The organism is Streptococcus sp. k-402 (genome assembly GCF_013277515.1).
Classification (GTDB): domain Bacteria; phylum Bacillota; class Bacilli; order Lactobacillales; family Streptococcaceae; genus Streptococcus.
The window spans coordinates 103,278-127,752 of record NZ_VMNB01000009.1; the positions used below are offsets into that span (position 1 = coordinate 103,278).

Annotated in this window: 25 protein-coding genes; 20 read left to right on the forward strand and 5 right to left on the reverse strand. The window is 39.3% G+C overall.

Features of this window, described 5'->3' with window-relative positions:
• Positions 1 to 19 precede the first annotated feature (19 nt).
• The gene (locus tag HT724_RS07190; protein ID WP_061438851.1) at positions 20 to 718 is read right to left on the reverse strand and encodes a GntR family transcriptional regulator; all 699 of its coding nucleotides are present in this window, start codon (positions 716 to 718) and stop codon (positions 20 to 22) included.
• A gap of 141 nt (positions 719 to 859) precedes the next feature.
• Here HT724_RS07190 and guaA point away from each other — a divergent pair, with 141 nt between their 5' ends.
• The 10 genes from guaA (at position 860) to HT724_RS07240 (ending at position 10,482) form a co-directional block, all read left to right on the forward strand.
• Positions 860 to 2,422 (forward strand): glutamine-hydrolyzing GMP synthase, encoded by a 1,563-nt coding sequence (guaA, locus tag HT724_RS07195; protein ID WP_173275888.1) that lies wholly within the window; start codon positions 860 to 862, stop codon positions 2,420 to 2,422.
• A 242-nt stretch (positions 2,423 to 2,664) separates the two neighbouring features.
• Complete coding sequence (locus HT724_RS07200; RefSeq protein WP_000169096.1) at positions 2,665 to 3,951, forward strand: U32 family peptidase; 1,287 nt, start codon at positions 2,665 to 2,667, stop codon at positions 3,949 to 3,951.
• Between the two features lie 199 nt (positions 3,952 to 4,150).
• Positions 4,151 to 4,351, forward strand: coding sequence for a F0F1 ATP synthase subunit C (locus tag HT724_RS07205; protein ID WP_001054562.1), 201 nt, complete (start codon positions 4,151 to 4,153; stop codon positions 4,349 to 4,351).
• Between the two features lie 34 nt (positions 4,352 to 4,385).
• Positions 4,386 to 5,102 (forward strand): F0F1 ATP synthase subunit A, encoded by a 717-nt coding sequence (atpB, locus tag HT724_RS07210; RefSeq protein WP_000392851.1) that lies wholly within the window; start codon positions 4,386 to 4,388, stop codon positions 5,100 to 5,102.
• Between the two features lie 13 nt (positions 5,103 to 5,115).
• The gene (atpF, locus tag HT724_RS07215; protein WP_023941012.1) at positions 5,116 to 5,610 is read left to right on the forward strand and encodes a F0F1 ATP synthase subunit B; all 495 of its coding nucleotides are present in this window, start codon (positions 5,116 to 5,118) and stop codon (positions 5,608 to 5,610) included.
• Positions 5,610 to 6,146, forward strand: a complete 537-nt coding sequence (locus HT724_RS07220; protein ID WP_023941011.1) for a F0F1 ATP synthase subunit delta — start codon at positions 5,610 to 5,612, stop codon at positions 6,144 to 6,146. The genes atpF and HT724_RS07220 overlap by 1 nt, the downstream gene beginning before the upstream one ends.
• Positions 6,147 to 6,160: 14 nt before the next feature.
• On the forward strand, positions 6,161 to 7,666 hold the full coding sequence (atpA, locus tag HT724_RS07225; protein WP_173253306.1) for a F0F1 ATP synthase subunit alpha: 1,506 nt from the start codon (positions 6,161 to 6,163) through the stop codon (positions 7,664 to 7,666).
• A gap of 15 nt (positions 7,667 to 7,681) precedes the next feature.
• A complete protein-coding gene (locus HT724_RS07230) occupies positions 7,682 to 8,560 on the forward strand; it encodes a F0F1 ATP synthase subunit gamma (protein ID WP_000301223.1) in 879 nt (292 codons plus the stop codon).
• A gap of 85 nt (positions 8,561 to 8,645) precedes the next feature.
• Complete coding sequence (gene atpD, locus HT724_RS07235; RefSeq protein WP_000094360.1) at positions 8,646 to 10,052, forward strand: F0F1 ATP synthase subunit beta; 1,407 nt, start codon at positions 8,646 to 8,648, stop codon at positions 10,050 to 10,052.
• A gap of 10 nt (positions 10,053 to 10,062) precedes the next feature.
• Entirely contained in the window at positions 10,063 to 10,482 is a 420-nt protein-coding gene (locus tag HT724_RS07240; protein WP_000068041.1) for a F0F1 ATP synthase subunit epsilon, read from the forward strand.
• 218 nt (positions 10,483 to 10,700) lie between these two features.
• On the opposite strand, the gene HT724_RS07245 is transcribed toward HT724_RS07240, so the two are convergent.
• Positions 10,701 to 11,714 (reverse strand): lactonase family protein, encoded by a 1,014-nt coding sequence (locus tag HT724_RS07245; RefSeq protein WP_173275891.1) that lies wholly within the window; start codon positions 11,712 to 11,714, stop codon positions 10,701 to 10,703.
• A gap of 143 nt (positions 11,715 to 11,857) precedes the next feature.
• Here HT724_RS07245 and HT724_RS07250 point away from each other — a divergent pair, with 143 nt between their 5' ends.
• The 5 genes from HT724_RS07250 to gla all read left to right on the forward strand — a co-directional run bounded on the left by HT724_RS07250 (position 11,858) and on the right by gla (position 16,296).
• Complete coding sequence (locus tag HT724_RS07250) at positions 11,858 to 13,024, forward strand: AI-2E family transporter (RefSeq protein WP_173275894.1); 1,167 nt, start codon at positions 11,858 to 11,860, stop codon at positions 13,022 to 13,024.
• Positions 13,014 to 14,243, forward strand: coding sequence for a tetratricopeptide repeat protein (locus HT724_RS07255; protein ID WP_173275897.1), 1,230 nt, complete (start codon positions 13,014 to 13,016; stop codon positions 14,241 to 14,243). Before HT724_RS07250 ends, HT724_RS07255 begins: the two co-directional genes overlap by 11 nt.
• 352 nt (positions 14,244 to 14,595) lie before the next feature.
• Positions 14,596 to 14,823 carry an MgtC/SapB family protein gene (locus tag HT724_RS10280; RefSeq protein ID WP_240146939.1) on the forward strand — a complete coding sequence of 76 codons (228 nt, stop codon included), beginning with the start codon at positions 14,596 to 14,598 and terminating at the stop codon, positions 14,821 to 14,823.
• 29 nt (positions 14,824 to 14,852) lie between these two features.
• Positions 14,853 to 15,200, forward strand: a complete 348-nt coding sequence (locus HT724_RS10285; protein WP_240146938.1) for a hypothetical protein — start codon at positions 14,853 to 14,855, stop codon at positions 15,198 to 15,200.
• Between the two features lie 238 nt (positions 15,201 to 15,438).
• Entirely contained in the window at positions 15,439 to 16,296 is an 858-nt protein-coding gene (gene gla / locus HT724_RS07265) for an aquaglyceroporin Gla (protein WP_173275900.1), read from the forward strand.
• A 170-nt stretch (positions 16,297 to 16,466) separates the two neighbouring features.
• Here the strand turns inward: gla and HT724_RS07270 are convergent, their stop codons facing one another.
• From HT724_RS07270 to tacF, 3 genes are read right to left on the reverse strand one after another with little or no spacing between them, the layout of a single operon-like run.
• Positions 16,467 to 17,276: a phosphorylcholine transferase LicD gene (locus tag HT724_RS07270; protein ID WP_173275903.1), complete on the reverse strand. Its 810-nt coding sequence runs from the start codon at positions 17,274 to 17,276 to the stop codon at positions 16,467 to 16,469.
• A 1-nt stretch (position 17,277) separates the two neighbouring features.
• Positions 17,278 to 18,081: a phosphorylcholine transferase LicD gene (locus HT724_RS07275; RefSeq protein WP_173275906.1), complete on the reverse strand. Its 804-nt coding sequence runs from the start codon at positions 18,079 to 18,081 to the stop codon at positions 17,278 to 17,280.
• A 9-nt stretch (positions 18,082 to 18,090) separates the two neighbouring features.
• Positions 18,091 to 19,578, reverse strand: coding sequence for a type IV teichoic acid flippase TacF (gene tacF, locus HT724_RS07280; protein WP_173275909.1), 1,488 nt, complete (start codon positions 19,576 to 19,578; stop codon positions 18,091 to 18,093).
• A gap of 440 nt (positions 19,579 to 20,018) precedes the next feature.
• On the opposite strand from tacF, the gene HT724_RS07285 reads away from it, so the two are divergent.
• The 5 genes from HT724_RS07285 to HT724_RS07305 are packed head-to-tail and all read left to right on the forward strand — an operon-like array spanning position 20,019 to position 24,208.
• Complete coding sequence (locus HT724_RS07285) at positions 20,019 to 20,726, forward strand: 2-C-methyl-D-erythritol 4-phosphate cytidylyltransferase (RefSeq protein WP_000638486.1); 708 nt, start codon at positions 20,019 to 20,021, stop codon at positions 20,724 to 20,726.
• A gap of 4 nt (positions 20,727 to 20,730) precedes the next feature.
• On the forward strand, positions 20,731 to 21,753 hold the full coding sequence (locus HT724_RS07290) for a ribitol-5-phosphate dehydrogenase (RefSeq protein ID WP_173275912.1): 1,023 nt from the start codon (positions 20,731 to 20,733) through the stop codon (positions 21,751 to 21,753).
• Positions 21,754 to 21,769: 16 nt separating this feature from the next.
• On the forward strand, positions 21,770 to 22,639 hold the full coding sequence (locus HT724_RS07295) for a phosphotransferase (RefSeq protein ID WP_173275915.1): 870 nt from the start codon (positions 21,770 to 21,772) through the stop codon (positions 22,637 to 22,639).
• Positions 22,629 to 23,507 (forward strand): DMT family transporter, encoded by an 879-nt coding sequence (locus HT724_RS07300; protein WP_164226567.1) that lies wholly within the window; start codon positions 22,629 to 22,631, stop codon positions 23,505 to 23,507. Before HT724_RS07295 ends, HT724_RS07300 begins: the two co-directional genes overlap by 11 nt.
• Positions 23,508 to 23,518: 11 nt before the next feature.
• Entirely contained in the window at positions 23,519 to 24,208 is a 690-nt protein-coding gene (locus HT724_RS07305; protein WP_173275918.1) for a sugar phosphate nucleotidyltransferase, read from the forward strand.
• The last annotated feature ends 267 nt before the right edge of the window (positions 24,209 to 24,475 follow it).

Below are 24,475 nucleotides of genomic sequence, written 5' to 3' on the forward strand. Positions count from 1 at the left end.
AAGAGATTTTCGAAGAGTATTAATTGTTTTCAAGATAAAATTCAAAACGTTCGCCTACATACTGACTTTTTACGTATTCAAAAGCAGTACCATCTTCTAGGTAAGAAACCTGAGTCAGACCAAGAATAGCATGTCCTTTTTCAACTTCCAAATAGTGGGCAATTTTTTCTTTAGCGAGGCGAGCATAAATAGTCTGTTGAGATTTGCCGATACGATAGCCATGTTTTTGTAGAGTCTGGAAGAAATGACTAGTGATTTCTTCTTTTTTAAAGTCCTTAATGAATTTTTCAGGAATAGAAGCAACTTCATAAACCAGAGGAATTTGATCCGCATAGCGAACCCGCTCCATTCGGATAATATTCTCCGTTGGAGAAATACCTAGCTTGGCAACTTCCTGCTCATTGGGAATGGTTTTTCTGTAGGAAATGAGTTGGCTAGAGGGAACTTTACCTTGGGACTTAACAATTTCAGTAAAACTGGTTGTCCCTCTCATCTTTTCTTGTACACGTGTACTGGATACAAAGGTGCCACTTCCTACACGGCGCTCTAAGACGCCTTCTTCGACTAATAGAGATACGGCTTGGCGGAGGGTCATGCGGCTGACCGCAAACTGCTCTGCTAAATCTCGTTCACTGGGAAGCCTCTCCCCAATAGCCCAACGATGTTCGTCAATATCCTTTTTAATCTGATCATGGATTTTCATATAAGCGGGTAGCATATTTTTCACTTCATTTCTATCTTTTCTCTATTGTACCCTAATAAACTAGAAAAAGTCAATCTTCGCCTTGTTTAGTTGGTAATTCACCCTTATTTGTGATAGAATATTGAAAAAAGATATTTCTTTTGAGAAAGGAAAAAGATGAGCAACATATCAACTGATTTGCAAGATGTAGAAAAAATCATCGTGCTGGACTATGGTAGCCAATATAACCAGCTGATTTCACGCCGTATCCGTGAGATTGGCGTTTTTTCAGAACTAAAGAGCCATAAAATTTCAGCTGCTGAAGTTCGTGAAATCAATCCTGTAGGAATTATCCTATCAGGTGGTCCAAACTCTGTATACGAAGATGGTTCATTTGATATTGACCCAGAAATCTTCGAACTCGGAATTCCTATTTTGGGAATTTGTTATGGTATGCAGTTATTGACCCATAAACTTGGAGGAAAAGTTGTCCCTGCAGGTGACGCTGGGAATCGTGAATACGGTCAATCAACCCTAACTCACACACCATCAGCGCTTTTTGAATCAACACCTGATGAACAGACTGTTTTGATGAGCCATGGTGATGCGGTTACTGAAATTCCTGCTGACTTTGTTCGTACTGGAACATCAGCTGACTGCCCTTATGCAGCCATTGAAAACCCAGATAAACACATTTACGGTATCCAATTCCACCCTGAAGTTCGCCATTCTATATACGGAAATGATATCCTTCGTAACTTTGCCCTTAACATTTGTAAGGCTAAAGGCGATTGGTCAATGGATAACTTCATTGATATGCAGATCCAAAAAATTCGTGAAACCGTCGGTGATAAACGTGTCCTTCTTGGTCTATCAGGTGGTGTTGACTCTTCAGTTGTTGGAGTTCTTCTCCAAAAAGCGATTGGCGATCAATTGATCTGTATCTTCGTGGATCACGGTCTTCTTCGTAAAGGAGAAGCGGACCAAGTTATGGACATGCTTGGTGGTAAGTTTGGTTTGAATATCGTCAAAGCAGACGCTGCTAAACGTTTCCTTGACAAACTTGCTGGCGTTTCTGACCCTGAACAAAAACGTAAAATCATCGGTAACGAGTTTGTCTATGTCTTTGATGACGAAGCAAGCAAGCTCAAAGATGTGAAATTCCTTGCTCAAGGTACCTTATATACAGACGTTATCGAGTCTGGTACAGATACAGCTCAAACTATCAAGTCACACCACAACGTGGGTGGTCTTCCAGAAGACATGCAGTTTGAACTGATTGAACCACTCAACACTCTTTATAAAGACGAAGTTCGTGCCCTTGGTACAGAGCTTGGTATGCCAGACTATATCGTATGGCGCCAACCATTCCCAGGACCAGGTCTTGCTATCCGTGTCATGGGTGAAATAACTGAGGAGAAACTGGAAACTGTTCGTGAGTCAGACGCTATCCTTCGTGAAGAAATTGCAAAGGCTGGTCTTGACCGCGATATCTGGCAATACTTCACTGTTAACACAGGTGTTCGTTCAGTTGGTGTTATGGGTGACGGTCGTACGTATGACTATACAATTGCAATCCGTGCCATCACCTCTATTGATGGTATGACTGCTGATTTTGCCAAAATTCCTTGGGATGTCCTTCAAAAGATTTCTGTACGTATCGTAAACGAAGTGGATCATGTTAACCGCATCGTCTATGATATTACAAGTAAACCACCTGCAACTGTTGAGTGGGAGTAGTCATCTAAGGACTCATTTATGTAGTTTAGTGAGCCAGTATCATTGGATACTGGTTTTTACTTTTCTAGACTTTTTGGCTACTTGTTAAAACTGGGTTAATTTTCGACTGTTTAACAGCTATTATGCAAAGCTTAAAAGATTAGAATTGTCAAAACAATCTGTCTAGGCTTGATTTTATCGCTTATTTACTATAAAATGAGAAGGAAAAACGTCAAACTTTTATATTGCAAATAGGAGAAAACATGACAAAAACATTAAAACGTCCTGAGGTTTTATCACCTGCAGGGACTTTAGAGAAGCTAAAAGTAGCTGTTCAGTATGGAGCAGATGCTGTCTTTATTGGCGGTCAGGCCTATGGTCTTCGTAGCCGTGCCGGAAACTTTACCTTTGAACAGATGGAAGAAGGTGTCCAGTTTGCGGCCAAGTATGGTGCCAAGGTTTATGTGGCTGCCAATATGGTTATGCACGAAGGAAATGAAGCTGGTGCTGGTGAGTGGTTCCGTAAACTGCGTGATATCGGGATTGCAGCAGTTATCGTATCTGACCCAGCCTTGATTATGATTGCAGCAACAGAAGCACCAGGTCTTGAAATCCACCTTTCCACTCAAGCAAGTGCGACTAACTATGAAACCCTTGAGTTCTGGAAAGAGCTAGGCTTGACTCGTGTCGTTTTAGCGCGTGAGGTTTCAATGGAAGAATTAGCTGAAATCCGCAAACGTACAGATGTTGAGATTGAAGCCTTTGTCCACGGAGCCATGTGTATTTCTTACTCTGGTCGTTGTACCCTTTCTAACCACATGAGTATGCGTGATGCCAACCGTGGTGGCTGTTCTCAGTCTTGCCGTTGGAAATACGACCTTTACGATATGCCATTTGGTCAAGAACGCAAGAGCTTGAAAGGTGAAATTCCAGAAGAATTTTCGATGTCAGCCGTTGACATGTCTATGATTGACCATATCCCAGATATGATTGAAAATGGTGTGGACAGTCTTAAGATTGAAGGGCGTATGAAGTCTATTCACTACGTATCAACAGTAACCAACTGCTACAAGGCGGCTGTGGATGCCTATCTTGAAAGTCCTGAAAAGTTTGAAGCTATCAAACAAGATTTGGTGGACGAGATGTGGAAGGTTGCCCAACGTGAATTAGCAACAGGTTTCTACTACGGTACACCATCTGAAAATGAGCAGTTGTTTGGTGCTCGTCGTAAAATTCCTGAGTATAAGTTTGTCGCTGAAGTGGTTTCTTATGATGATGCGACACAAACAGCAACTATTCGTCAACGGAACGTTATTAACGAAGGCGACCAAGTTGAGTTTTATGGCCCAGGTTTCCGTCATTTTGAAACTTATATTGAAGATTTGCATGATGCAAAAGGCAATAAAATCGATCGCGCTCCAAATCCAATGGAACTCTTGACAATCAAGGTGCCTCAACCTGTTCAAGCAGGAGACATGGTTCGAGCTCTTAAAGAGGGGCTTATCAATCTTTATAAGGAAGATGGAACCAGCGTCACAGTTCGTGCTTAATAAACATTAAATAAGAACTACTAACAATAGATTGACCTTAATCCGAGATTCCCCTCTCGAGTTTTTCAGAATAGAGTGAAATCCGAAAGAAAATGGAAATAATTTTTATTAAACGCTTCCAATAGCGGTTAAAAGTTGACAAATTTAAATTTTAGGACTACACTAAGTAAGTAAATTTTATTTTAAAGGAGAATTCGTTATGAATTTAACATTTTTAGGCTTATGTATTGCCTGTATGGGCGTATCTGTCGGTGAAGGTTTATTGATGAATGGACTGTTTAAATCAGTAGCACGCCAACCAGATATGCTTTCTGAGTTTCGTAGTTTGATGTTTTTAGGTGTTGCCTTTATTGAAGGAACTTTCTTTGTAACTCTTGTCTTCTCATTTATTATCAAATAAATACATGGAACGAGAAGAAAAGGGAGGATTTTAGATGGAAGAAAGTATTAATCCAATCATCTCTATTGGTCCTGTTATCTTCAATCTGACTATGTTAGCCATGACCTTGTTGATTGTGGGAGTTATTTTTGTCTTTATTTATTGGGCAAGCCGCAATATGACCTTGAAACCCAAAGGAAAGCAAAATGTACTTGAGTATGTCTATGACTTTGTTATTGGATTTACAGAACCTAACATTGGTTCGCGCTACATGAAAGATTACTCACTCTTTTTCCTTTGTTTATTTCTTTTCATGGTGATTGCCAATAACCTTGGCTTAATGACAAAGCTTCAAACGATCGATGGGACTAACTGGTGGAGTTCGCCAACCGCTAATTTACAGTATGACTTAACCTTATCTTTTCTTGTCATTTTGTTGACACATATAGAAAGCGTTCGTCGTCGTGGATTTAAAAAAAGTATAAAATCTTTTATGAGTCCTGTTTTTGTCATACCGATGAATATCTTGGAAGAATTTACAAACTTCTTATCTTTGGCTTTGCGGATTTTTGGGAATATCTTTGCAGGAGAGGTCATGACGAGTTTGTTACTTCTTCTTTCCCACCAAGCTATTTATTGGTATCCAGTAGCCTTTGGAGCTAATTTGGCTTGGACTGCATTTTCTGTCTTTATTTCCTGCATCCAAGCTTATGTCTTTACTCTTTTGACATCTGTGTATTTAGGGAATAAGATTAATATTGAAGAGGAATAGAAAGGAGTAACTGATGCACGTAACAGTAGGTGAATTGATTGGTAATTTTATTTTAATCACTGGCTCTTTTATTCTTTTGCTAGTCTTGATTAAAAAATTTGCATGGTCTAATATTACAGGCATTTTCGAAGAAAGAGCTGAAAAAATTGCTTCAGATATTGACAGAGCTGAAGAAGCCCGTCAAAAAGCAGAAGTATTGGCTCAAAAACGCGAAGATGAATTGGCTGGTAGCCGTAAAGAAGCTAAGACAATCATTGAAAATGCAAAGGAAACAGCTGAGCAAAGTAAGGCTAATATCTTAGCAGATGCTAAACTAGAAGCAGGACGCTTAAAAGAAAAAGCAAACCAAGAAATTGCTCAAAACAAAGCTGAAGCTTTACAAAGCGTTAAGGGTGAGGTAGCAGATTTGACCATCAGCCTAGCTGGTAAAATCATCTCACAAAACCTTGACGGTCATGCCCATAAAGAACTCATTGATCAGTATATCGATCAGCTAGGAGAAGCTTAATGGACAAGAAAACAGTAAAGGTAATTGAAAAATACAGCATGCCTTTTGTCCAATTGGTACTTGAAAAAGGAGAAGAAGCCCGTATCTTTTCAGACTTGACTCAAATCAAGCAAGTTGCTGAAGAAACAGGTTTACCTTCTTTTTTAAAAAAAGTGACAGTAGATGAGTCTGACAAGAAAAAAACGATTGCTTTTTTCCAAGACTCTGTGTCACCTTTATTACAAAACTTTATCCAGGTTCTGGTCTACAATCACAGAGCAAATCTTTTTTATGATGTGCTTGTAGATTGCTTGGACCGACTTGAAAAAGAAACAAATCGATTTGAAGTGACGATTACTGCTGCTCATCCTCTAACTGATGAACAAAAGAGTCGTTTGCTCCCTTTGATTGAGAAGAAAATGTCTCTGAAAGTAAGGAGTGTAAAAGAACAAATCGATGAAAGTCTCATTGGTGGTTTTGTTATTTTTGCCAATCACAAGACAATTGATGTGAGTATTAAACAACAACTTAAAGTTGTTAAAGAAAATTTGAAATAGAAAGTGGTGTTCTTTTGGCAATTAACGCACAAGAAATCAGCGCTTTAATTAAGCAACAAATTGAAAATTTCAAACCCAATTTTGATGTGACTGAAACAGGTGTTGTAACCTATATCGGGGACGGTATCGCGCGTGCTCATGGCCTTGAAAATGCCATGAGTGGAGAGTTGTTGATTTTTGAAAACGGCTCTTATGGTATGGCTCAAAACTTGGAGTCAACAGACGTTGGTATTATCATCCTAGGTGACTTTACAGATATTCGTGAAGGCGATACAATCCGCCGTACAGGGAAAATCATGGAAGTCCCAGTAGGTGAAAGTCTGATTGGTCGTGTTGTGGATCCGCTTGGTCGTCCAGTTGACGGTCTTGGAGAAATCCACACTGATAAAACTCGTCCAGTAGAAGCACCAGCTCCTGGTGTTATGCAACGTAAGTCAGTCTCAGAACCATTGCAAACTGGTTTGAAAGCTATTGACGCCCTTGTACCGATTGGTCGTGGTCAACGTGAGTTGATTATCGGTGACCGTCAGACAGGGAAAACAACCATTGCGATTGATACAATCTTGAACCAAAAAGATCAAGATATGATCTGTATCTATGTCGCAATTGGACAAAAAGAATCAACAGTTCGTACACAAGTAGAAACACTACGTCAGTACGGTGCCTTGGATTACACAATCGTTGTGACAGCCTCTGCTTCACAACCATCTCCATTGCTCTTCCTAGCTCCTTATGCTGGGGTTGCCATGGCGGAAGAATTTATGTACCAAGGTAAGCATGTTTTGATCGTTTATGATGATCTTTCAAAACAAGCGGTAGCTTATCGTGAACTGTCTCTCTTGCTTCGTCGTCCTCCAGGTCGTGAAGCCTTCCCAGGGGATGTTTTCTATCTTCACAGCCGTTTGCTTGAGCGCTCAGCTAAAGTTTCTGATGAACTTGGTGGTGGATCAATTACAGCCCTACCATTTATCGAGACACAAGCAGGAGATATCTCAGCCTATATCGCAACCAACGTGATTTCTATCACTGATGGACAAATCTTCCTTGGCGATGGCCTCTTCAATGCGGGGATTCGTCCAGCCATTGATGCGGGTTCATCTGTATCTCGTGTAGGTGGTTCTGCACAAATCAAAGCCATGAAGAAGGTTGCTGGTACACTTCGTATCGACCTTGCTTCATACCGTGAGTTGGAAGCCTTCACTAAGTTTGGTTCTGACTTGGACGCAGCAACACAGGCTAAGTTGAACCGTGGACGTCGTACCGTTGAGGTCTTGAAACAACCTGTTCACAAACCATTACCTGTTGAGAAACAAGTAACCATTCTTTATGCTTTGACACATGGTTTCTTGGATACTGTTCCAGTAGATGATATTGTTCGTTTCGAGGAAGAGTTCCATGCCTTCTTTGATGCTCAACATCCAGAGATTTTGGAAACCATTCGTGATACAAAAGACTTGCCAGAAGAAGCAGTCTTGGATGCTGCGATTACAGAGTTTCTCAATCAATCTAGCTTCCAATAAGAATAGAGGTGTCAGATGGCAGTATCTCTAAATGATATTAAAACAAAAATCGCCTCAACAAAAAATACGAGTCAAATCACTAATGCCATGCAAATGGTATCGGCTGCTAAGCTAGGTCGCTCTGAAGAAGCAGCTCGTAACTTCCAAGTTTACGCTCAGAAAGTGCGTAAACTTTTGACAGATATCCTTCATGGTAATGGAGCTGGTGGTTCAACTAATCCCATGTTGATTAGCCGTCCTGTGAAGAAGACAGGCTATATCGTCATCACTTCAGACCGCGGTTTGGTTGGAGGTTATAATTCCTCTATTCTGAAAGCCGTTATGGAGTTGAAAGAAGAATACCACCCAGACGGTACAGGTTTTGAAATGATCTGTATTGGTGGAATGGGAGCTGATTTCTTTAAGGCTCGTGGTATTCAACCACTTTATGAACTACGTGGCTTGGCAGACCAACCTAGCTTTGATCAAGTTCGTAAGATTATTTCAAAAACTGTTGAAATGTACCAAAATGAACTTTTTGATGAACTTTATGTCTGCTATAACCACCATGTCAACACGCTAACCAGTCAAATGCGTGTGGAACAAATGCTTCCGATTGTTGACTTGGATCCAAATGAAGCGGATGAAGAGTATAGCTTGACTTTTGAATTGGAAACCAGCCGAGAAGAAATTTTGGAGCAGTTGTTGCCACAGTTTGCAGAAAGTATGATTTACGGTGCCATTATCGATGCCAAGACAGCTGAAAATGCTGCTGGTATGACAGCCATGCAAACAGCGACAGATAATGCTAAGAAAGTCATCAATGATTTGACAATTCAGTATAACCGTGCCAGACAGGCGGCGATTACACAAGAAATTACAGAAATCGTAGCAGGAGCTAGTGCCTTAGAATAGGCTCTAGTCCAGCTCGTATGAAAATGAACTTAGGACCTAGTTGAGCTAGGGACCGACAGTATCTTATATAGAATAGGAGAAGGAGATGAGTTCAGGTAAAATTGCTCAGGTTATCGGACCCGTTGTAGACGTCTTGTTTGCAGCAGGGGAAAAACTTCCTGAGATTAACAATGCACTTGTCGTCTACAAAAATGACGAAAGAAAAACAAAAATCGTCCTTGAAGTAGCCTTGGAGTTGGGAGATGGTATGGTTCGTACTATCGCCATGGAATCAACAGATGGGTTGACTCGTGGAATGGAAGTATTGGACACAGGTCGTCCAATCTCTGTACCAGTAGGTAAAGAAACTTTGGGACGTGTCTTCAATGTTTTGGGAGATACCATTGACTTGGAAGCTCCTTTTACAGAAGATGCAGAGCGTCAGCCAATTCATAAAAAAGCTCCAACTTTTGATGAGTTGTCTACCTCTTCTGAAATCCTTGAAACAGGGATTAAGGTTATCGACCTTCTTGCCCCTTACTTAAAAGGTGGTAAGGTTGGACTTTTCGGTGGTGCCGGAGTTGGAAAAACCGTCTTGATCCAAGAATTGATTCACAACATTGCCCAAGAACACGGTGGTATTTCAGTATTTACCGGTGTTGGGGAACGTACTCGTGAGGGGAATGACCTTTACTGGGAAATGAAAGAATCAGGCGTTATCGAGAAAACAGCCATGGTATTTGGTCAGATGAATGAGCCACCAGGAGCACGTATGCGTGTTGCCCTTACTGGTTTGACAATCGCTGAATACTTCCGTGATGTAGAAGGCCAAGACGTGCTTCTCTTTATCGATAATATCTTCCGTTTCACTCAGGCTGGTTCTGAAGTATCTGCCCTTTTGGGTCGTATGCCATCAGCCGTTGGTTACCAACCAACACTTGCTACGGAAATGGGTCAATTGCAAGAGCGTATTACATCAACTAAGAAGGGGTCTGTAACCTCTATCCAGGCTATCTATGTGCCAGCGGATGACTATACTGACCCAGCGCCAGCAACAGCCTTCGCTCACTTGGATTCAACAACAAACTTGGAACGTAAGTTGGTACAATTGGGTATCTACCCAGCCGTTGACCCACTTGCTTCAAGTTCACGTGCCTTGGCACCTGAAATCGTTGGAGAAGAGCACTATGCAGTTGCTGCTGAAGTAAAACGTGTCCTTCAACGTTACCATGAATTGCAAGATATCATTGCTATCCTTGGTATGGATGAGCTTTCTGATGAAGAAAAGACCTTGGTTGCACGTGCCCGTCGTATCCAGTTCTTCTTGTCACAAAACTTCAACGTTGCAGAACAATTTACTGGTCAGCCAGGTTCTTATGTTCCAGTTGCTGAAACTGTACGTGGCTTTAAGGAAATCCTTGATGGTAAATATGACCACTTGCCAGAAGATGCCTTCCGTGGTGTAGGTTCTATCGAAGATGTGATTGCAAAAGCTGAAAAAATGGGATTTTAAGAGGTGATCTATGGCTCAGTTAACTGTCCAGATCGTGACACCAGATGGCCTCGTCTATGATCACCATGCCAGCTATGTATCGGTTCGAACTCTGGATGGTGAGATGGGGATCTTGCCACGACATGAAAATATGATTGCGGTTTTAGCAGTTGATGAAGTAAAGGTAAAACGTATTGATGACGAAGATCACGTGAACTGGATTGCAGTAAATGGTGGCGTTATTGAAATTGCCAATGATATGATTACAATCGTCGCTGACTCTGCAGAACGTGCTCGTGATATCGATATCAGTCGTGCAGAACGTGCCAAACTTCGTGCAGAACGTGCAATTGAAGAAGCACAAGACAAACACTTGATTGACCAAGAACGTCGTGCGAAGATTGCACTGCAACGTGCCATTAACCGTATTAATGTCGGAAATAGACTATAAGAAAAAATGAACTTGAAAATACCAAGTTCATTTTTTATGGTGTTTTGTACTCAATAAAAATCAAAAAGCAAGCCAGGAAGCTAGCCACAGGTTGCAGATAGAACTGACGAAGTCAGCTCAAAACACAGTTTTGAGGTTGTGGATAGAACTGACGAAGTCAGTAACCATACCTACGGTAAGGCGACGCTGACGTGGTTTGAAGAGATTTTTGAAGAGTATTAAGGAGCAAAACGGATGCAGACTGCTTCGGGAATATGGAAGTCGTTGGAGAGTTCTGCTAGACGACCATTGTCACAATTACGTTTAAAGACAGTTGCATTGTCAGAGTCTTGATGGACAGCAATGAGAAATTTTTGGTCAGGTGTCAAATCAAAATCACGTGGGGTTTTACCATGTGTTGGAACGATTTCTAATAACTCTAAGCTACCGTCCGCAAGGATGGTATATACTGCGATAGAATCATGACCACGGTTAGAAGCGTAGAGGTATTTACCGTCTTTAGAGAGACGAATAGCAGCGGTTCCATTAAAGCCTTCGTAAGCTTCTGGTAAAGTTGAAATGACCTGCATACGTTCAAATTCGCCAACGCCATCGTAGATTAAAACCTCGATAGTACTATTGAGTTCACAAATCAGATAAGCGATTTTATAGTGGCTATGGAAAACGATATGGCGTGAGCCTGCTCCTGACTGGCTGTGATAGGTGTAGAGCTTAGATAATTTTCCTTCTTGGTCAAGGTCATAAGTGATGACTTGGTCCGTTCCCAAGTCGCAGGTCACTAGATAGTGGTCAGGTGTTAAATCTGTAAAGTGAACATGGGGAGATGCTTGATTTTCATGTGGACCTTGGCCACTGTGTTGATCCACATCACTAAGCAGAAGACTCCCATCTTCCTGACGTTTATAAACCAGTACCTGTCCTTTATGGTAGTTGGCTGCATAGACCAAATTACGCTTTTCATCGACAGCAACATAACAGTGGGGAGCTCCCTCCTCAACAACATGATTTAACAAAGTCCCGTCAATTTGATAGGCTGCAATGCCCCCCTTGCCATTTTGACTACCAACAGTGTATAGGTGTTGGTGCTGGTCAAAGGCAAGGTAGGTTGGACTTGGCTCAGCTGCAAAAAGTTCTAGATTTGAAAGCTGACCAGTTTCTGTATCAAAGTCAGCCTTGTAAATCCCTTGGGAAGTCCGACGTGTATAAGTTCCAAAATAAACAGTTTCTTTCATAACGTTACCTCTACATAAAGATAAGACTATTATATCACAAAAACAAGCCAAATAAAGACATCCAATTAGATGTAAGCACTTTAAAAAAGAGTTATTTTGATTTAAAAATGGTATAATGAGAGAACGACAGAAAGGAAGTATTTATGGAACCAAAAGAGAAACATTTTAGCCTATCTTGGTTTTTTAAGTGGTTTTTAGATAACAAGGCCATTACGGTATTTTTAGTAACCTTATTATTGGGACTGAATCTTTTTATTTTAAGTAAGATTAGTTTTCTATTTTCACCTGTTTTAGACTTTTTAGCAGTTGTGATGTTGCCAGTTATTCTATCTGGTTTGCTATATTATTTATTAAATCCTATAGTTGATTGGATGGAGAAGCATAAGGTTAATCGTGTTATAGCTATCACTATTGTCTTTGTCATCATCGCCCTTTTTATTATTTGGGGATTGGCAGTAGCTATTCCAAATCTGCAGCGTCAGGTCTTAACATTTGCAAGGAATGTTCCTGTTTACTTAGAAGATATAGATAGGATTGTTAATGGATTGGTAGCCCAGCACCTGCCAGATGATTTCAGACCTCAGTTAGAGCAAGTTTTGACCAATTTTTCTAGCCAGGCTACAGTTTGGGCGAGCAAGGTTTCATCTCAGGCAGTCAACTGGGTGAGTGCCTTTATTAGCGGGGCTTCTCAAGTGATTGTTGCCTTGATTATCGTTCCTTTCATGCTCTTTTATCTCTTGCGTGATGGGAAAGGCTTGCGTAACTATTTGACCCAATTTATGCCAAGAAAATTGAAGGAACCTGTAGGACAAGTTTTATCAGATGTGAATCAACAGTTGTCCAACTATGTTCGAGGGCAAGTGACAGTGGCTATTATTGTAGCAGTAATGTTTATCATCTTCTTCAAGATTATTGGTCTACGCTATGCGGTTACGCTGGGTGTTACTGCTGGTATTTTAAATCTGGTTCCTTATCTTGGTAGCTTTCTAGCCATGCTTCCTGCCCTAGTATTGGGCTTGATTGCTGGTCCAGTCATGCTTTTGAAAGTAGTGATTGTCTTTATCGTAGAACAAACTATTGAAGGCCGTTTTGTCTCTCCATTGATTTTGGGAAGTCAATTAAACATCCATCCCATTAATGTTCTCTTTGTTTTGTTAACTTCAGGATCTATGTTTGGTATCTGGGGAGTTTTACTTGGTATTCCAGTTTATGCCTCTGCTAAAGTTGTCATTTCAGCCATTTTCGAATGGTATAAGGTAGTCAGTGGCCTATATGAACTAGAGGGAGAGGAAGTCAAGAGTGAACAATAGTCAACAGATGTTACAGGCTTTGGAAGAGCAAGATTTAGCCAAGGCTGAGCATTATTTCGCCGAAGCTTTAGAAAATGATTCAAGTGACCTTCTGTATGAGTTGGCAACTTATCTTGAAGGGATTGGTTTCTATCCTCAGGCCAAGGAAATTTACCTGAAAATTGTAGAGGATTTTCCAGAGCTTCATCTTAATCTAGCTGCAATTGCTAGCGAGGATGGTCAAATCGAGGAAGCCTTTGCCTATCTTGAGGAAATCCAAGCTGACAGTGACTGGTATGTGTCGGCTTTGCTTCTTAAGGCAGACCTTTACCAGATGGAAGGTTTGACAGATGTGGCGCGTGAGAAGTTGCTAGAAGCATTGACTTATTCAGAGGATCCTCTCTTGATATTGGGCTTGGCAGAGTTGGATAGTGAGTTGGAAAATTACCAAGAGGCCATTCAAGGCTATGCCCAGTTAGATAATCGCTCGATTTATGAGCAAACGGGCATTTCCACCTATCAACGAATTGGCTTTGCCTATGCTCAGTTAGGGAAATTTGAAACGGCTACTGAGTTTTTAGAAAAAGCCCTGGAGTTAGAATACGATGACTTAACAGCTTTTGAGTTGGCCAGTCTTTATTTTGATCAAGAAGAATATCAAAAAGCCACCCTCTACTTTAAGCAGCTTGATACCATTTCTCCTGACTTTGAAGGCTATGAGTATGGGTACAGTCAGGCTTTACATAAGGAACATCAAGTTCAAGAAGCCCTGCGTATCGCTAAGCAAGGATTAGAGAAAAATCCCTTTGAAACTCGCCTCTTGCTGGCTGCTTCACAATTTTCTTATGAATTGCATGATGCTAGTGGTGCAGAAAATTATCTTCTTGCTGCAAAAGAAGACGCTGAGGATACAGAAGAAATCTTGCTTCGTTTAGCCACTATTTATCTGGAGCAGGAGCGTTATGAGGATATTCTAGACTTGCAGAGTGAGGAGCCAGAAAATCTTTTGACCAAGTGGATGATTGCTCGTTCTTATCAAGAAATGGACGATTTGGATACTGCTTATGAGCATTATCAAGTGTTGACAGGAGATTTGAAGGACAATCCAGAATTTCTGGAACACTATATCTATCTCTTGCGTGAATTGGGACATTTTGAAGAAGCAAAAGTCCATGCTCACACTTACTTAAAACTGGTTCCAGATGATGTGCAAATGCAAGAACTGTTTGAGAGATTGTAAGAATTAATATATTACAGAAAACTGCAAGTTATTACTCGACAATAACTGCGGTTTTTTATTTTTAAAATGTATTGTTTTTAACTAATACTCAATGAAAATCAAAGAGCAAACTAGGAAGTTCGCCGCAGGCTGCTCAAAGCACTGCTTTGAGGTTGTAAATAAGACTGACGAAGTCAGTCACATATATATGGAAAGGCGACGTTGACGCAGTTTGAATTCGAAGTATAAGTATATTCTCTTGAAAAAAGTTTTAACTAGAACTATAATATAAAATTATGAGTGGTAGAGGAGGGAAATAATACTTGATACGATAGCTCTACTGATTGAAGTCCGACATATTATTCTCATTTTATTGTCTTGTTTTTCCGATTTTATAATTGGCTATGAAAGAAAGTGTAAGCACAAGCAGGCTGGGAGAAAGACTCATATTTTGGTTGTCTTAACTGCAAATTTAATGATGATTTTATCAAAAGAAGCTTTTTTAGATACGCCTAATGATGATACTTCTAGGGTTGCGGTCCAGATTGTTAGTGGTATTATTTTCATGAGGGATAAAAAATCAGTGCTGTCACCACAGTAGCTGGTATTTGGGCAACTGCAGATATTGGAATGGCGATTGGAGCAGGTTTTGCTTTTCTAGGCTTATTTTGTAGTCTAATTGTAGTCTCTGTTCAGAAAAGCAGCTCCAAATTTTTGAAAAGCGATACCCATTATTATATCAGAATGACTGGATTTGTAACCAATAAACCTCCCATATATACCTTGAATATTCTCATTGAACAGAAGGGATTTTATAATTTAAATATTGATATGGACAGAAATGAAAGTACTTATAATCTCACAATTAGAGCAGATCACGATAAATCCATTTCCTCCAAAAATATGGCTGAGGTTTTATGGCAATGTGACGAGAATTTTTATATAAATCAGGTTAAGATTGTATCATTAGAAGGATAGAGTTTTGTTTTCATAGCAAAACTCTTATTTGTGAATGGGAAAGATACTTCTTATTCCCTATACTATGTATCAGGAGGAATTGATATAAAAGCATCAGATTAGCGCAGATAACAGAATGAACTGGGAATATCTTGAAAACAAAGATTATTTTATAAGCTTTGGAATCGTTTTCTGTCACAATCTTTCGGGAAAGTAGTTGCTAAAAGATATCTAAAAAATTTTAAGGAGAATCTATCAAATGGATTTCACATGGGCAATTAAATATGCCACTGAATTTTTGGGAACTGCCATTTTAATCATTCTTGGGAATGGTGCAGTTGCCAACGTTGAACTTAAAGGTACGAAAGGTCACCAAAGTGGCTGGATCGTCATTGCTGTTGGTTATGGTATGGGGGTTATGATCCCAGCCTTGATGTTTGGTAACGTATCTGGGAACCACATCAATCCTGCCTTCACTCTAGGACTTGCAGTTAGCGGTCTTTTCCCTTGGGCACAAGTGGTACCTTACATTATCGCGCAAGTCTTGGGGGCTATCTTTGGTCAAGCCTTGGTTGTGGCAACACACCGTCCATTCTACTTGAAAACTGAAAACTCAAATAACATCTTGGGAACTTTCTCAACTATTTCAAGTATTGACCATGGTACAAAAGAAAGTCGCTATGCAGCAACTGTTAATGGTTTTGTAAACGAGTTTGTTGGTTCATTTGTTTTGTTCTTTGCAGCTCTTGGTTTGACTAAAAACTTCTTTGGTGCCGAAGTGCTTCAATACATGAAACAAATGGCAACACAAGCAGGACAAACAGTTGATTTTTCTGACTTGGCTATTAAAGCACAGGTGGCTCCACACACTGCTTCAGGACTTTCTGTGGCTCACTTGGCACTTGGATTCCTCGTTATGGCTTTGGTAACATCACTTGGAGGACCTACAGGACCTGCCTTGAACCCAGCTCGTGACTTGGGACCACGTCTCCTTCATGCTTTCCTTCCAAAATCAGTTCTTGGTGAGCATAAAGGCGATTCAAAATGGTGGTATTCTTGGGTACCAGTAGTAGCACCTATTGCAGCAGTAGCTATCTTCAAATTCCTTTACTTATAAGAAATTGATTTCTTTGTCTATTGTAATGGATTGAAGAAAAATTAAAACGCATAATATCAGGTGTAGAAATCCTTGATATTATGCGTTTTGTTGTGGGGGGCTTACTTCATTTTTTCCTGCAATTGAGTTTTTTCCAAGTCTCACTCAATACTTTGTATAATTGCCCTTAATCAGTTTTTGCGATAAGCTTTAATGCTATGACTATACCATTCTTGCATTTCCTTTGATGGTGGTGTCATATAATCCCCATACATCTGGGTTAAAAATTGGTCATATTTTTTTGGCACAGGCAACATACGACCTTCAAACTCGGTTAAAATCAGTTCTTTAAAAGTATCAACTGGGAAGATTTCTTTCATTCCTTCCTTACCAATCCCAATTCCTCCTTCATATTGAGGAGTGCTGGTTGCAGCATTTTTGACTAGTTGATCAATTTTCTTGTAAAAGTAACGGGGATTGACCACTCGGAGGGCGTACCAGCTACATAATCTTAGAAAATCTTTTAACTTGCTATCACCGTGAACTGCGCGTGATTTTTTGATATAAGCTAGTTGACGAAGAGCTACATACTTATAGCTCTTGTCAACAATGCTCAAGTCTGTAAATCGATCAATTGGGAAGACATCGATGAAAAGGCTGGTATCATGACGCTTGTACTTAACATGGTCTTCGATAACAGTAGAAGTATCCAAAATTGATGCGAAATTATGGAAGTACCAAGAAGATGTATCGTAGGAAAGAACCTTGTAGCGAGGGTGGTCTTCTTCCTCAATAATCTTCAATAAGCGCTCATAATCTTCACGATAGAGGGAAATATCAATATCATCATCCCATGGAATCATACCTTTGTGGCGGATAGCTCCAAGCATGGTTCCATAACTGAGAAAATAAGGAATATCATGTTTCTTACAAGTCTCATCAATATAGTCTAGCAGGGCTAGTTGAATTTCTTTAATTTCTTTTTTTTCTAAATACTGCATCCTAATCCTCCAATTTATAAGCGTGAAATTCATGACTGTAGAAGCGTTTTTCTTCTGGTGGTAGGGTCATATAATCTCCATAAAATTGTGTCAAAATAGTATCAAATTTTTCTGGCGCAGGAAGGGTCAAATTCTCAAAGGGCAAATCGATTGTTTTATCAAAAGTACCACTTGGGAAGACTTCCTTTTCCTTAAATTTAGAAGGGATAAAAGCCATATACTGCCCATTCTCACGGCTATATTTTTGAATTTCTTTCTCGATTTTATGTGCAAAATAACGAGGAGAAACCGGTCGAAGGAGCAACCAAAAGGCTGTTCGTATCCAATCTTTTAAAAGGCTATCCTTATAGACAATATTTTTATGTTTACTGAAAGACAGTAGTTTGAAGCTTTCCAGTTTGTAACAAGTATCAATGACCTTAGGATCATCAAAGCGATCCATAGGGAAAATGTCAATAAAGACACCAGACTCATAGGTTTTTGTATTCCGAGTATCAATAATTTTAGTCGTACTGTCGGTGATTTTGATAAAGTTGTTAAAGTAGTTTTTATCCGTTTCTAAGGATAAAAGTTTGTATTTACTTTTTTCCTTTTGAAAGATGTTAATAAATCGTTGGTAGTCTTCTCGAGGCATGGATAAATCAATATCGTCGTCCCAAGGAATAAAGCCCTCATGTCGAACTGCCCCAATCAGAGTACCGTAGTTAATAATATAGTGGATATTGTGCTTTTTACAGAGAGTATCAATATAATCCAAAATTTCTAATTCAATTTGCTTGGCATCTTCAATGGTTAGTTGTTTCATTCTATACTCCTAAGATTTTTTGAATTTATTTTTTAAGGCTAGGACATGGTTTAAAAATTCATAGAAAATGCTATCTTTGGTGAAGACAAGTAGACCAATATAAGAGATGGCTGATAGCAAGACAATCAAACCAGTATTAATCAAAAATGGCAAATTAATGACCATATCCACAGGATACAAGAAATTAATCAGGAAATAGATTCCTACAAAGGAAAGTGAAAAGAGCGAGTATCGAATAGTATAGCTAAAGATATGTCCTAAGTGGATGAGCTGTTTTCTATGGATGAAAATGATATAGAAAACAAGTAGAGAGGCCTCTGATAGCATAGTTGTCAGTAAGTAGTATTCAGGAGCCACGATGTGGTTGAAAAAGAGGAGACTATTCAAGCCCAAATTGAGTAATCCTGCAAAGACTGTGTAGACTGTGATACGTTTTTCATAGCCATTTGTAAAGAGAATTTGGGAACCAAGAATGGTATCTAAGGCCAGGATAATCGTACGAAAAGCGAAGAGAGAGGTTAAGATACCGCCTCCGATATATTTTTCACTACCGTAAAGTAGGATGGCATTTGGTCCTAAAACCATGAGCCCAAAACTTAGTGGAATGATAAAGAAGTTAAAGATTCGACTACCTCTATTAACCAGGGAAACATAGGCTTCTTTATCGCCTTTTCCTAGATAGTAACTGAGACGAGGCACACTCACTCCGATAGCTCCTGTTACAACCCCAGCTATAACGGTCACAATTCGCTGAGCTATGGTGTAGTAACTAACGTTAACATCAATCCCTGTTTTAACGAGGAAGAGACGATCCAAAAATGTGAAGAGCATATTGGCATTTGCAAAGACCAACATGGCTGTTAAAGGGAGAAAGAGCGGTTTAAAATCACTTAGGTGAATCTTAACAAGCTTAATGTCTCTTTTAATCCAAAAATAACTAATCAGATAGTTAATCAGTGTCGATAAACTCATCACAAGTGTATAGACAACAATATCGTGTTCATTTTTGACAAACAGGAAAATAGAGACCAGCATCAGGATACGGATGAAGGCAGTCTTGTAAAAAAGAAAACTGTAATTTTCCAGAGCTTCATTGACCCATTCAATTGAAAAAATCTGAGCAATGAGTTGAATCCCCATAACAAGGTAGACTTTTTTGATAATTGGATTATCAGTAAAGAAGAGAGGATAAGCTAGGATATAGACAGCAGTGGTCAAAATCGTACAAGCTATGCACAAATAAAAAAGACTCGAGAAGGTTCTATTCAGATCTTTTTTGTTATCCTTGACATTACTGATGGCCCGTAAACCGTAGTTATAGACCCCATAAGTTGCAAAGGGTAAGAAAAATGACAAAATTGTGTCGACAGAGTTGAAGTAACCATAGTCAGTTCGGTCCAAGACACGCGCGACATAGGTACCAGTTAAGATGGGAAAAATAATATTTAAGACACGGATTCCCATGTAAGATAGAGCATTTAATTTTATACTTTTCATTCAATTTACCTCGTTTTTCATTATATCATAAAGTCAGCTAATAAGAAATGAAGGGCAGTAATACTCTTCGAAAATCAAATTCAAACCACGTCAGCGTCGCCTTACCGTACTCAAGTACAGCTTACGGCTAGCTTCCTAGTTTGCTTTTTGATTTTCATTGAGTATAAGTCAAGTAATCACTTTGAACTTTCAAAGCTTAATTTTAAGTTTTCTTTAAGGAAAGTATATTATTCTGAAGAACTCTAAAATTTCACAGCCATTTATTAGCAATGACTACAGAATTCCTGGTCATTACTAGAAATGGACTAGTTTCTTTGAATAATAGAACTCCTTAATCCTTCTATTCTAGAACGGGAGGGCCGGTATTTCTTTCATGATAGGACTAGATTGTGGTATAATAGAGAGAATAAGTTTTTTTAGTAAGACAAAGGAGAAAATAGATGATTTATGCAGGAATTCTTGCTGGTGGAACTGGCACACGCATGGGAATCAGTAACTTGCCAAAACAATTTTTAGAGCTAGGTGATCGACCTATTTTGATTCATACAATTGAAAAATTTGTCTTGGAACCAAGTATTGAAAAAATTGTAGTTGGGGTTCATGGAGACTGGGTTTCCCATGCAGAGGATCTTGTAGATAAATATCTTCCTCTTCATAAGGATCGTATCATCATTACAAAAGGTGGTGCTGACCGCAATACAAGTATTGAGAAAATCATTGAAGCCATTGATGCTTATCGTCCGCTTACTCCAGAGGATATCGTTGTTACCCACGATTCTGTTCGTCCATTTATTACACTTCGCATGATTCAAGACAATATTAAACTTGCCCAAAATCATGACGCAGTGGATACAGTGGTAGAAGCGGTTGATACCATCGTTGAAAGCACCAACGGTCAATTTATTACAGCTATTCCAAATCGTGCTCACCTTTATCAAGGACAAACACCTCAAACATTCCGTTGCAAGGACTTCATGGACCTTTACGGCTCCCTTTCTGGTGAAGAGAAGGAAATCTTGACAGATGCATGTAAAATCTTTGTGATCAAAGGAAAAGATGTAGCCTTGGCCAAGGGTGAATATTCAAATCTGAAGATTACAACCGTAACAGATTTGAAGATTGCAAAAAGTATGATTGAGAAAGACTAGTAAAATGATTAATCAAATTTATCAACTAACTAAGCCTAAGTTTATCAATGTCAAATATCAGGAAGAGGCTATTGACCAAGAAAATCATATCCTTATCCGTCCTAATTATATGGCGGTCTGTCATGCGGATCAGCGTTACTACCAGGGAAAACGTGATCCCAAGATTTTGAATAAAAAGCTTCCAATGGCAATGATTCATGAGTCATGTGGAACCGTTATTTCTGATCCGACAGGAACCTATGAGGTTGGGCAAAAAGTTGTCATGATTCCCAATCAGCCTCCTATGCAGAGTGATGAAGAATTCTATGAGAACTACATGACAGGGACCCATTTCTTGTCTAGTGGATTTGATGGCTTTATGAGAGAGTTTGTTTCTCTCCCTAAAGATCGTGTGGTGCCTTATGATGCTATCGAAGATACGGTTGCAGCCATTACAGAGTTTGTCAGTGTTGGCATGCATGCCATGAATCGTCTATTGACCCTTGCTCATAGCAAGCGTGACCGAATCGCCGTTATCGGAGATGGAAGTTTAGCTTTTGTGGTTGCCAATATTATCAACTATACTTTGCCAGAAGCAGAGATTGTGGTTATTGGTCGTCATTGGGAAAAATTGGAACTCTTCTCATTTGCCAAAGAATGCTATATCACTGATAATATTCCTGAAGATTTGGCCTTTGACCATGCTTTTGAGTGTTGTGGTGGTAATGGTACTGGACCGGCTATAAATGACCTGATTCGCTACATTCGTCCTCAGGGAACGATTCTCATGATGGGTGTTAGCGAGTATAAAGTCAATCTCAATACACGCGATGCCTTAGAAAAAGGCTTGCTCTTGGTTGGTTCCTCTCGTTCTGGTCGCATCGATTTTGAAAATGCCATCCAAATGATGGAAGTCAAGAAATTCGCAAATCGTCTTAAAAATATCCTTTATTTAGAAGAACCTGTAAGAGAAATTAAAGATATTCACCGTGTCTTTGCAACCGATTTAAACACAGCCTTTAAAACCGTGTTTAAGTGGGAAGTATAAGTGCTGGAGGTTAATTGTGGAGAAAATCATTAAAGAGAAAATTTCTTCCCTACTTAGTGCAGAAGAGGAAGTCCTCAGTGTCGAACAATTGGGGGGAATGACCAATCAAAACTATTTGGTCAAAACAACAAATAAGCAATACATTGTTAAATTCTTTGGTAAAGGGACAGAAAAACTGATCAATCGTCAAGATGAAAAGTACAATCTTGAACTACTAAAGGATTTAGACTTAGATGTAAAAAATTATCTTTTTGATATTGAAGCTGGTATCAAAGTAAATGAGTATATCGAATCTGCGATTACGCTTGGTTCAACGTCAATTAAGACCAAATTTGATAAAATTGCTCCAATTTTACAAACCATTCATGCGTCTGGCAAGGAATTGAGAGGAGAATTTGCTCCTTTTGAAGAAATCAAAAAATACGAATCCTTGATTGAGGAAAAAATCCCTTATGCCAACTATGAAGCTGTTCGAGAAGAAGTCTTTTCTTTAGAGAAAAGACTGGCTGACTTAGGTGTTGACAGAAAATCTTGTCATATCGATTTGGTGCCTGAAAACTTTATCGAGTCACCACAAGGACGACTTTATCTGATTGACTGGGAATATTCATCAATGAATGATCCAATGTGGGATTTGGCAGCACTCTTTTTAGAGTCTGAATTCACTCGTCAAGAGGAAGAAGACTTCTTGTCTCACTATGAGAGTGAGCAAACACCTGTCTCTCGTGAAAAGATTGCCATTTATAAAATTTTACAAGATGCTATTTGGAGTCTATGGACTGTCTATAAGGAAGAGCAAGGTGCAGATTTTGGTGACTATGGTGTGAGTCGTTACCAAAGAGCTGTTAAAGGTTTGTCCTATTATGGAGGTTCAGATGAAAAATAAAAATGGAGTTTCTTTTGGTCTACTCTCAGGTATTTTCTGGGGTTTAGGTCTAACGATTAGTGCTTATATCTTTTCGATTTTTACAGATTTGTCGCCCTTTGTGGTGGCCGCTGCTCACGACTTCTTGAGTATCTTTATCTTACTAGCTTTTCTCTTGGTAAAAGAAGGAAAAGTTCGTCTCTCAATTTTCTTAAATATTCGCAATGTGAGTGTTATCATAGGAGCCTTGCTAGCAGGCCCTATCGGTATGCAGGCCAATCTTTATGCGGTTAAGTATATCGGAAGTTCCTTAGCTTCATCTGTATCGGCTATCTATCCTGCGATTTCAGTTTTATTGGCTTTCTTCTTTTTGAAGCACAAGATTTCGAAAAATACTGTGTTTGGGATTGTCTTGATTATTGGAGGGATAATTGCTCAGACCTATAAGGTTGAACAGGTTAATTCTTTCTATATTGGGATTCTCTGTGCTTTGGTCTGTGCTATTGCATGGGGAAGTGAGAGTGTTCTTAGCTCTTTTGCCATGGAAAGTGAATTGAGTGAAATCGAAGCCCTCTTAATTCGTCAAGTAACTTCATTCTTGTCCTATCTTGTGATTGTTCTCTTCTCTCATCAGTCATTTACTGCAGTAGCCAATGGACAATTGCTAGGTCTTATGATTGTCTTTGCAGCCTTTGATATGATTTCCTACTTGGCTTATTATATCGCTATCAATCGCTTGCAACCAGCCAAGGCTACAGGCTTGAACGTGAGTTATGTAGTTTGGACTGTCTTGTTTGCAGTTGTTTTCTTGGGTGCACCGCTAGATATGCTGACAATTATTACGTCACTTGTCGTTATTGCTGGAGTTTATATTATTATTAAAGAATAAAGGAGATTCGTGTGAAAGCCATCATCTTAGCAGCGGGATTGGGAACTCGCTTGCGTCCTATGACTGAAAATACCCCTAAAGCCTTGGTTCAGGTTAATCAAAAACCTTTGATTGAATACCAAATTGAGTTTCTAAAAGAAAAGGGAATCAATGACATCATCATCATTGTTGGTTATCTTAAAGAACAATTCGATTATTTAAAAGAGAAATACGGTGTTCGCCTCGTTTTCAATGATAAATACGCTGACTACAATAACTTTTACTCTCTCTATCTTGTAAAAGAAGAATTAGCTAACAGTTACGTTATCGATGCTGACAATTATCTCTTTAAAAATATGTTCCGCAATGATTTGACACGTTCTACTTATTTTAGTGTTTATCGTGAAGATTGTACCAACGAATGGTTCTTGGTCTATGGAGATGACTACAAGGTTCAAGACATTATTGTTGATAGCAAGGCTGGTCGTATCCTTAGTGGTGTATCCTTCTGGGATGCTACAACAGCAGCAAAAATTGTTAGCTTTATTGACAAGGCCTATGCGAGTGGTGAATTTGTTGATCTCTACTGGGACAATATGGTTAAGGACAATATCAAAGAGCTAGATGTCTATGTTGAAGAGTTAGAAGGCAATAGCATCTATGAGATCGATAGTGTCCAAGACTATCATAAATTAGAAGAAATTCTTAAAAACGAAAATTAAAGATTTTGTATGTGAGTTATAGTCTCGATAAAAATAGTTACATCAAAATGAAATAGGAATTAGGTGAATCAATTGGGGAAGTCAAATTAGTGTGTTCGTCTCCTATTTCAATCTACTATACAAGAAAAGTGCAAATAAGAAATCTCCAGATTAGGAACCATCAGTGAGTTCTCTAGTTTGGAGATTTTTCAATATACTTCGTTATTGGACGGTTACAATTGAGTGTTATCTAGCTTCCGGCTCATTTATTTGGCTCTTTGTCAACTG

Bases quoted from the DNA above. Each gene is read 5' to 3' on its own strand.
- HT724_RS07190 (WP_061438851.1), bottom strand. From the start codon at position 718: ATGCTACCCGCTTATATGAAAATCCATGATCAGATTAAAAAGGATATT.
- guaA (WP_173275888.1), top strand. From the start codon at position 860: ATGAGCAACATATCAACTGATTTGCAAGATGTAGAAAAAATCATCGTG.
- HT724_RS07200 (WP_000169096.1), top strand. From the start codon at position 2,665: ATGACAAAAACATTAAAACGTCCTGAGGTTTTATCACCTGCAGGGACT.
- HT724_RS07205 (WP_001054562.1), top strand. From the start codon at position 4,151: ATGAATTTAACATTTTTAGGCTTATGTATTGCCTGTATGGGCGTATCT.
- atpB (WP_000392851.1), top strand. From the start codon at position 4,386: ATGGAAGAAAGTATTAATCCAATCATCTCTATTGGTCCTGTTATCTTC.
- atpF (WP_023941012.1), top strand. From the start codon at position 5,116: ATGCACGTAACAGTAGGTGAATTGATTGGTAATTTTATTTTAATCACT.
- HT724_RS07220 (WP_023941011.1), top strand. From the start codon at position 5,610: ATGGACAAGAAAACAGTAAAGGTAATTGAAAAATACAGCATGCCTTTT.
- HT724_RS07230 (WP_000301223.1), top strand. From the start codon at position 7,682: ATGGCAGTATCTCTAAATGATATTAAAACAAAAATCGCCTCAACAAAA.
- atpD (WP_000094360.1), top strand. From the start codon at position 8,646: ATGAGTTCAGGTAAAATTGCTCAGGTTATCGGACCCGTTGTAGACGTC.
- HT724_RS07240 (WP_000068041.1), top strand. From the start codon at position 10,063: ATGGCTCAGTTAACTGTCCAGATCGTGACACCAGATGGCCTCGTCTAT.
- HT724_RS07245 (WP_173275891.1), bottom strand. From the start codon at position 11,714: ATGAAAGAAACTGTTTATTTTGGAACTTATACACGTCGGACTTCCCAA.
- HT724_RS07250 (WP_173275894.1), top strand. From the start codon at position 11,858: ATGGAACCAAAAGAGAAACATTTTAGCCTATCTTGGTTTTTTAAGTGG.
- HT724_RS10285 (WP_240146938.1), top strand. From the start codon at position 14,853: ATGGCGATTGGAGCAGGTTTTGCTTTTCTAGGCTTATTTTGTAGTCTA.
- gla (WP_173275900.1), top strand. From the start codon at position 15,439: ATGGATTTCACATGGGCAATTAAATATGCCACTGAATTTTTGGGAACT.
- HT724_RS07270 (WP_173275903.1), bottom strand. From the start codon at position 17,276: ATGCAGTATTTAGAAAAAAAAGAAATTAAAGAAATTCAACTAGCCCTG.
- HT724_RS07275 (WP_173275906.1), bottom strand. From the start codon at position 18,081: ATGAAACAACTAACCATTGAAGATGCCAAGCAAATTGAATTAGAAATT.
- tacF (WP_173275909.1), bottom strand. From the start codon at position 19,578: ATGAAAAGTATAAAATTAAATGCTCTATCTTACATGGGAATCCGTGTC.
- HT724_RS07285 (WP_000638486.1), top strand. From the start codon at position 20,019: ATGATTTATGCAGGAATTCTTGCTGGTGGAACTGGCACACGCATGGGA.
- HT724_RS07290 (WP_173275912.1), top strand. From the start codon at position 20,731: ATGATTAATCAAATTTATCAACTAACTAAGCCTAAGTTTATCAATGTC.
- HT724_RS07300 (WP_164226567.1), top strand. From the start codon at position 22,629: ATGAAAAATAAAAATGGAGTTTCTTTTGGTCTACTCTCAGGTATTTTC.